The following is a 7446-nucleotide window of genomic DNA, read 5'->3' as shown; positions in this document are numbered from 1 at the left end:
TGGCGGTGCGATAGCACCATCGGAGGCTCACGGTGCGATAGCACCATCGGAGGCTCACGGTGCGATAGCGCCATCGAGGGGCGCACGCGGCGATCGGGGTTGTCGGTCCGGCGGACTACGATGGGTTCGTACCCCCCGTTGCCGCCGCGACCGGGGGCTTTCGACGTGCTCGTGGGAGTGTGAAGTGCAGCTATCCGGTCTCCTCCCGGCCGCCCTGCGCGACCGTGGCCTCGCCCGCGCGCGTGACTTGGCGCGCGCCGACGGTCTCGGCGCCACCGCCGACTCCGACGCGCTGGACGTCACCGCCCCGGTCTCGCTGCGCCCGTTCGTGGTCGCCGCGGTCGCCGCGCCTGCCGCGTCCGAGGGCGCCGACCGGCCGGTGCTGGCCGTCACCGCGACCAGCCGGGAGGCCGACGACCTGGCCGAGGCCCTGGGCTGCCTGATCGACCCGGCGCGGGTGGTCGTCTATCCGTCCTGGGAGACGCTGCCGCACGAGCGGCTGTCGCCCCGCTCGGACACGGTGGGCCGCCGCCTTGCCGTGCTGCGCCGGCTCGCCCACCCGCAGGGCGCGCCCGTCCAGGTCGTCGTCGCGCCGGTGCGCAGCCTGCTGCAGCCCCAGTTGAGGGGGCTCGGCGACCTGGAACCGGTGGAGTTGACCACCGGCGGCGAGGCCGAGCTGGAGGATGTCGCGCGGCGGCTCTCCGACATGGCGTACGCGCGCGTCGACCTGGTTACCAAGCGCGGCGAGTTCGCCGTGCGCGGCGGCATCCTGGACGTCTTCCCGCCGACCGACGAGCATCCCTCGCGGGTGGAGTTCTGGGGCGACGAGATCGAGGAGATCCGCACCTTCGCGGTGGCCGACCAGCGCACCATCGACCCGGCGCCGCGACTGTGGGCGCCGCCGTGTCGCGAGTTGCTGCTCACTCCGCACGTGCGTGCCCGCGCGGCGGAGCTCGCCGCGCAGCACCCCGAGCTGGCCGAGATGCTCGACCGGCTGGCCGAGGGCATCCCCGTGGAGGGCATGGAGTCGCTGGCGCCGGCGCTGGTGGGCACCGACGTGGACGGCGCCGACTCGATGGAACTGCTGCTGGACTGCATGCCGGCCGGCACGCACGTGCTGCTCTGCGACCCGGAGCGGATCCGCACCCGCGCGCACGACCTCACCCGTACGTCCGAGGAGTTCCTGCAGGCCGGCTGGGCCGCCGCGGCGACCGGTGGGCAGGCGCCCATCGACGTCGGCGCGGCCGCCTTCCAGAGCTTGGCGCAGGTGCGCGCGCGTGCCGCATCGCTGGGCCGGCCCTGGTGGACCGTCTCCCCGTTCGGCTTGGCCGAGACCACCGATGATTCCGCCGCGGCCGACCAGCCGTGGCTGGAGACCCCGGAGGTCGAGGTGTCGCCGGACACCGGGGACGCCATCGCGCTGGCCGCCCAGCCGGTGCCGCTCTACCACGGTGACACCGCACGCCTGGTCACCGACCTGTCCGAATGGGCCGGCGACAAATGGGCGGTGGCTCTGGTGTTCGAGGGGCACGGCACCGCGCAGCGGGCCACCGAGCTGCTGCGCGATGCGGGGCTGGGTGTGACGCCACGGGACGCGCTGCCCGATGTCGTGGAGCCCGGCCAGTTGCTGATCACCTGCGGTTCGCTGAACCACGGGTTCGTGGACTCCGCCTCCCGCCTCGCGGTGATCACCGGCAACGACATCAGTGGCGGGCGCGGCGCCTCCACCAAGGACATGCGCAAGATGCCGTCCCGGCGCCGCAACACCATCGACCCGCTGGAGCTGCGCGCGGGCGACTTCGTCGTGCACGAACAGCACGGCATCGGCAGATACGTGGAGCTGGTGCAGCGCAAGGTCAACGGCGCCGACCGGGAATACCTGGTGATCGAGTACGCGCCGTCCAAGCGCGGCCAGCCCGGCGACCGCCTGTTCGTGCCGACCGACCAACTCGACCAACTCTCCCGCTACGTGGGCGGCGAGCACCCGGCGCTGCACAAGATGGGCGGCTCCGACTGGCAGAAGAGCAAGGCCCGGGCGCGCAAGGCGGTGCGGGAGATCGCCGCCCAGTTGATCCAGCTCTACGCCGCGCGGCAGGCGTCCCGGGGGCACGCGTTCGGCGTGGACACCCCGTGGCAACGGGAACTGGAGGACGCCTTCCCGTACACCGAGACGCCGGACCAGCTCGCGGCCATCCACGAAGTCAAGCACGACATGGAGCTGGCCGTGCCGATGGACCGGCTGATCTGCGGCGACGTCGGCTACGGCAAGACCGAGATTGCGGTGCGGGCGGCCTTCAAGGCGGTGCAGGACGGCAAGCAGGTGGCCATCCTGGTGCCCACCACGCTGCTCGCGCAGCAGCACTTCAACACGTTCACCGAACGGATGAACCAGTTCCCGATCACCATCCGCCAGCTCTCCCGGTTCCAGACGCCGAAGGAAACCGAGCGCACCTTGGAACAGGCCGCCGACGGCACCGCGGACATCGTCATCGGCACCCATCGGCTGCTGGCCAACTCGACCCGGTTCAAGAGCCTCGGCCTGATCATCGTGGACGAGGAGCAGCGCTTCGGCGTCGAGCACAAGGAACAGTTGAAGGCGCTGCGCGCCTCGGTGGACGTGCTGACCATGTCGGCCACCCCGATCCCGCGCACGCTGGAGATGGCGATCACCGGCATCCGGGAGATGTCCACCATCGCCACTCCGCCGGAGGAACGGCATCCCGTGCTCACCTTCGTGGGCGCATACGACGACAAGCAGGTCGCCGCGGCGATCCACCGCGAGCTGCTGCGCGACGGGCAGGTCTTCTTCCTGCACAACCGGGTGGAGTCGATCGACAAGGCGGCACGCCGGCTGCGCGAGCTGGTGCCCGAGGCGCGGATCGCGGTGGCGCACGGCCAGATGGGCGAGGACGCCCTGGAACGGGTGATGGTCGGCTTCTGGGAGAAGGAGTTCGACGTCCTGGTCTGCACCACGATCGTGGAGTCCGGCATCGACATCCCGAACGCGAACACCCTCATCGTGGAGCGTGCCGACCTGCTCGGCCTGGCCCAGCTTCACCAGATCCGCGGCCGGGTGGGCCGGGGGCGCGAGCGGGCGTACGCGTACTTCCTCTATCCGCGGGAGAAACCGCTCACCGAGCAGGCGCACGAGCGGCTGGCCACCATCGCGCAGCACACCGAGCTGGGCGCAGGCATGTACGTCGCGATGAAGGACCTGGAGATCCGCGGCGCCGGCAACCTGCTCGGCGGTGAACAGTCCGGCCACATCGAGGGTGTCGGGTTCGACCTGTACGTGCGCATGGTGGGCGAGGCGGTGCAGGCGTTCAAGGGGGAGCGGCCGACCGAGGAGACCGAGGTCAAGGTCGATCTGCCGGTGGACGCGCACCTGCCGACCGACTACGTCGCGGTGGAGCGGCTGCGCCTGGAGATGTACCGCAAGCTTGCCGAGGCGCGGGACGAGGCGCGGCTGGAAGAGGTGGTCGCCGAGATGACCGACCGGTACGGCGAGCCGCCCGAGCCGGTGGTCAACCTCATCGCGGTCGCCCGGTTCCGGTTGATCGCTCGCGCGTACGGGCTGACGGACGTCTCGGTGCAGGGTAAGCATCTGCGGTTCGCGCCGCTGGCGTTGCCGGACTCCAAGCAGATGCGGCTCAAGCGCTACCACCCGGACGCCGTCTACAAGCTGGCGAACGACCAGGTGAGCGTGCCGCGGCCGAGCACCCGGCGGGTGGGCGGGGACCTGCTGCGCGATCAGGCGTTGCTGCAGTGGTGCACGCAGCTATTGCGCGACGTGCTGGGCGAGATCCCGGCGCCCGCCCCGGCCTGACCGCGACCGGTGCACCGGCTCGGGTGGTCTGCCGGGGGTCGGCGGCGCAGACCGGCACGGACGTGAGAGAGTCACACTCATGCCTCGTGCTCGCCGACTCGTCTCCGCCGCTGTCGTCGCGGCCTTCACCGTGACCGGCCTGGGCGCCTGCCGGTCCGAGCCCGACGTGGCCGCCTACCTGCCGTCCGGTGCCATCACGGTGGACCAGGTGCAGTCCGTCTACGACGACGCCCGGGACAAGCTCACCGCCCAGGCCGCCGCCACCGCAGCCCAGCAGGGTGGCGACGCGGCGCGCCCGGTCACCATGCCGATCACCGGGCGGGACGTGCTGAACACGATGGTCAGCCGGCGGGTGCTGGGCGAGGTGGCCAAGAAGCACAACGTCACGGTGCCCGGCCAACTGCCGCTCGACCAGTACGCCCAGCGGCTCGGCCTGCCCAGCGACGCGCGCTACGTCCGTACGTATGTCGAGGTGCAGGGCCTGCTCTACAACCTGACCCAGAAGGTGCAGCCGGCGAACCCGAGCGACGACGACGTGCGTGAGGTGTTCCGGCGGCTGCAGGCCACCGGCGCGATGCAGCCCGGCCTCACCGCCGAGCAGTTCTCCTCCGGCATTTCGCCGGAGGCCAAGCAGACCCTGGCCAGCGCGGTCGCGGTGCGCAACGAGGTGCGCCAGCGTGTGACCGACTCGGACATCCGGGTGAACCCGCGGTACGAGCCGGCGCAGATCGACGTCTACACCGAGCAGGGCCCGAACGGGAAGCCCCTGCCGCTGGTCGTGGTGGACCTGCCGGACGCGTCCGGGCCGCTGCCCGTCACCGACGTCGGCTGAGTCGCGCGTGACCGGTCGGATCGTCCTGCTCGTCACGTCGCCCCGGTTGCCGGCCGGCCTGCTGACCGCGGCGGCCTGGGATCTCGTCCGGGCGCACCCGGTGCGTAGCGCCGCGCCCGGCCCGCAGGTGGACGCGTTGCGCGCCGCGGGCGTCGACGTGCGCATCGTCGAGCCGGATCCGGACCCGGTGATCGACGAGCTGCGCCGGATGGGCACCCTGGTCTGGCTGGCCGGTCCCGGCGGCGGAGACGACGCCTTCGCCCGCCGGCTCGGTCTGCGCCTGGCTCGCGAGCCGCAGGTGGCCGAGCTGGAGCTGATGTACGGGTCGTGGGATCCGCCCGGCGCGCGGCTGCTGGACGCGGTCGAGGTGATGGACCGGCTGGTCTCGCCCGGCGGGGACCCGTGGAAGCAGCAGCAGTCACATCGCAGCCTTGCCCCGTACCTCCTGGAGGAGAGTTACGAGGCCTACGACGCGATCGTCGAGGGCGACATGGACGCGTTGCGCGAGGAACTCGGCGACGTCCTGCTCCAGGTCGTGCTGCACGCCCGGCTGGCCGCCGACCTCCCGGACGGCGAGCGATGGACCGTGGACGAGGTGGCCGGCGGGCTGGTGGAGAAGATGGTGCGCCGCAACCCGCACGTGTTCGCGGGTGAGACGGTGGACGGCGTGGATGAGATCATCGCCAACTGGGAGCGGATCAAGAAGGCGGAGAAGTCGCGCTCGTCGACGACCGACGGCATCGCGTTGAGCCAGCCCGCGCTGTCGCTGGCCGCGAAGCTCCTGCAACGCGTGGAGCGGGCCGGCCTGTCCGTCCCGCTGCCCGGCGGCGACGACCTGGGTGGCACGCTCATGCGCATGGTCGCCGAGGCCCGCGCCGCCGGACGCGACGCGGAGGACGAACTGCGGTCGACCTCCTTGGCGTACGCGGAAGCGGTGCGCGCGGCCGAGCGCGGCGCCGCGGACCTTGTGGACACGCGGCGCGCAACGGAGGATGTCTCACCCGGCGAGTAGGTTCTCAGCCATGCCGGATTTCACCCCTGCGGAGCCCGAGACGTCCGACTTCCCGGTGATCGCCGAGCGGATCGTCGACGCGCTTCTGGAGTCCGATCCGCTGATCGCCGCCACGGCCGGTGATCATCGGTTCGACGATCGGCTGCCGGACCATTCGGCGGGTGCCGTCGCCGCGCGCGCGGCCATGGTGCGCGACGCCGCCGACACACTGGCCGGGCTGAACACCGACGGGCTCGGGCCACAGGACCACGTCGATCACCAGATGCTGTCCGCCCTGGTCGAGCGGGAGCTGTTCGAGCTGAGCGACGTGCGGGAGCCGGAGTGGAACCCGCTGGTGCACAACCCGGGTCCGCTGCTGCACTCGTTGCTCGCCCGACCGTTCGCGCCGGTGGAGGAACGGCTCGTCAGCCTGGGTGGCCGCCTCGCCGCGGTGCCCGACGCGCTGGCCACCGCCCGCGTCGTGCTGCACGACATGCCCCGGGTGCATGTCGAGACGGCGGTGGGCCAGTTCGCCGGGGTGGCCACGCTGATCCGCGACCAGGTGCCCCGGCTGCTCGACGCCGCTCCGGAGCTGCGGTCCGCGGTGGAGCCGGTGTCCGCGGCGGCGCAGTCGGCGCTGGGCGACTTCTGCGGATGGCTCCGGGCCCGCCTGGACACCGGTGACCCGGGGCGCGATCCACGGCTCGGCCGGCCCATGTGGGAGGCGCGCCTGTGGCACACCTTGGACACCGAGCTGCCGGCCGCCGAGGTGCTGGAGCTTGCCTGGCGCGAGTTCGACGAGGCGGGCGCCCGCTTGCGCGACTGCGCGTCCGAGCTGGTCGGCGGTCCGGCCACCGACGACACCGCGCGCGCGGCGCTCGACATGCTGGGCCGCGAGCATCCGAGCGACGAGACCATTGTGGATCTGGCCCGGTTGAGCCTGCGGGAGACCACCGACTTCGTCCGCGCACACGACCTCGTGTCGCTGATCGACGACCCGTGCGTGATCGAGGAGATGCCCGAGTTCGCCCGGGGCGTCGCCGTGGCCTATTGCGACCCGCCCGGTCCGCTGGAGAAGGCCGAGGTGCCGACGTTCTATTGCATCGCCCCGACGCCCGACGACTGGCCGGCCGAGCGGGCCGAGTCGTTTTATCGCGAATACAACGATCACATGGTGCGCAACCTGACCGTGCACGAGGCCATGCCGGGTCATTTCCTGCAGTTGGCGCACGCGCGGCGGTTCCGCGGTGGCACCCGCGTCCGGTCGCTCGGATGGTCCGGCCCGTTCGTCGAGGGTTGGGCCGTCTACGCCGAGGATCTGATGGCCGAGGCGGGCTTCGGCGGCCTGCCGATCCGTCTGCAGCAGTTGAAGATGCGTCTGCGGATGAGCCTGAACGCGATCATCGACCAGCTCGTGCATTGTGAGCAGATGCCCGAGCGGGAGGCGATGGCCCTGATGACCGAGCGTGGCTTCCAAGAGGCGGGGGAGGCGGCCGGCAAGTGGCGCCGGGCCCTGCTCACGTCGACGCAACTGTCCACCTATTTCGTCGGCTACACCGAAGTCGCGGCGATTGCGGCGGCGCGGCCCTTTGGCGCCACCCCACGCGCCTGGCACGACGCGATGCTGTCGCACGGCTCCCCGCCGCCGCGCCATTTGCGCACCCTGCTGGGTGTGTGAATAACGCGCTTCACCAGCCCCCGCCGCGAGGCCACCCCGCACGCCCCGGCCCCCGCCCCGCCCGCGCCGGCTTCCGCGCCGCGCCGGCTTCCGCGCCGCGCCGGCTTCCGCGCCGCGCC

General features: G+C 71.9%; 4 protein-coding genes. All 4 read left to right on the top strand.

Annotated features, from left to right (window positions below; genetic code table 11):
• Positions 1 to 184 precede the first annotated feature (184 nt).
• Positions 185 to 3826 (top strand): transcription-repair coupling factor, encoded by a 3642-nt coding sequence (mfd, locus tag IEY73_RS13560; RefSeq protein WP_189079554.1) that lies wholly within the window; start codon positions 185 to 187, stop codon positions 3824 to 3826.
• Positions 3827 to 3905: 79 nt separating this feature from the next.
• On the top strand, positions 3906 to 4658 hold the full coding sequence (locus IEY73_RS13555; RefSeq protein ID WP_189079553.1) for a hypothetical protein: 753 nt from the start codon (positions 3906 to 3908) through the stop codon (positions 4656 to 4658).
• A 7-nt stretch (positions 4659 to 4665) separates the two neighbouring features.
• Positions 4666 to 5670 (top strand): MazG nucleotide pyrophosphohydrolase domain-containing protein, encoded by a 1005-nt coding sequence (locus IEY73_RS13550; RefSeq protein ID WP_189079552.1) that lies wholly within the window; start codon positions 4666 to 4668, stop codon positions 5668 to 5670.
• Between the two features lie 10 nt (positions 5671 to 5680).
• A complete protein-coding gene (locus IEY73_RS13545) occupies positions 5681 to 7327 on the top strand; it encodes a DUF885 domain-containing protein (protein ID WP_189079551.1) in 1647 nt (548 codons plus the stop codon).
• Positions 7328 to 7446 lie beyond the last annotated feature (119 nt).

It is taken from the genome of Mangrovihabitans endophyticus, assembly GCF_014646155.1.
Classification (GTDB): domain Bacteria; phylum Actinomycetota; class Actinomycetes; order Mycobacteriales; family Micromonosporaceae; genus Actinoplanes; species Actinoplanes endophyticus.
This window is presented reverse-complemented; position numbering and strand designations above follow the sequence as displayed.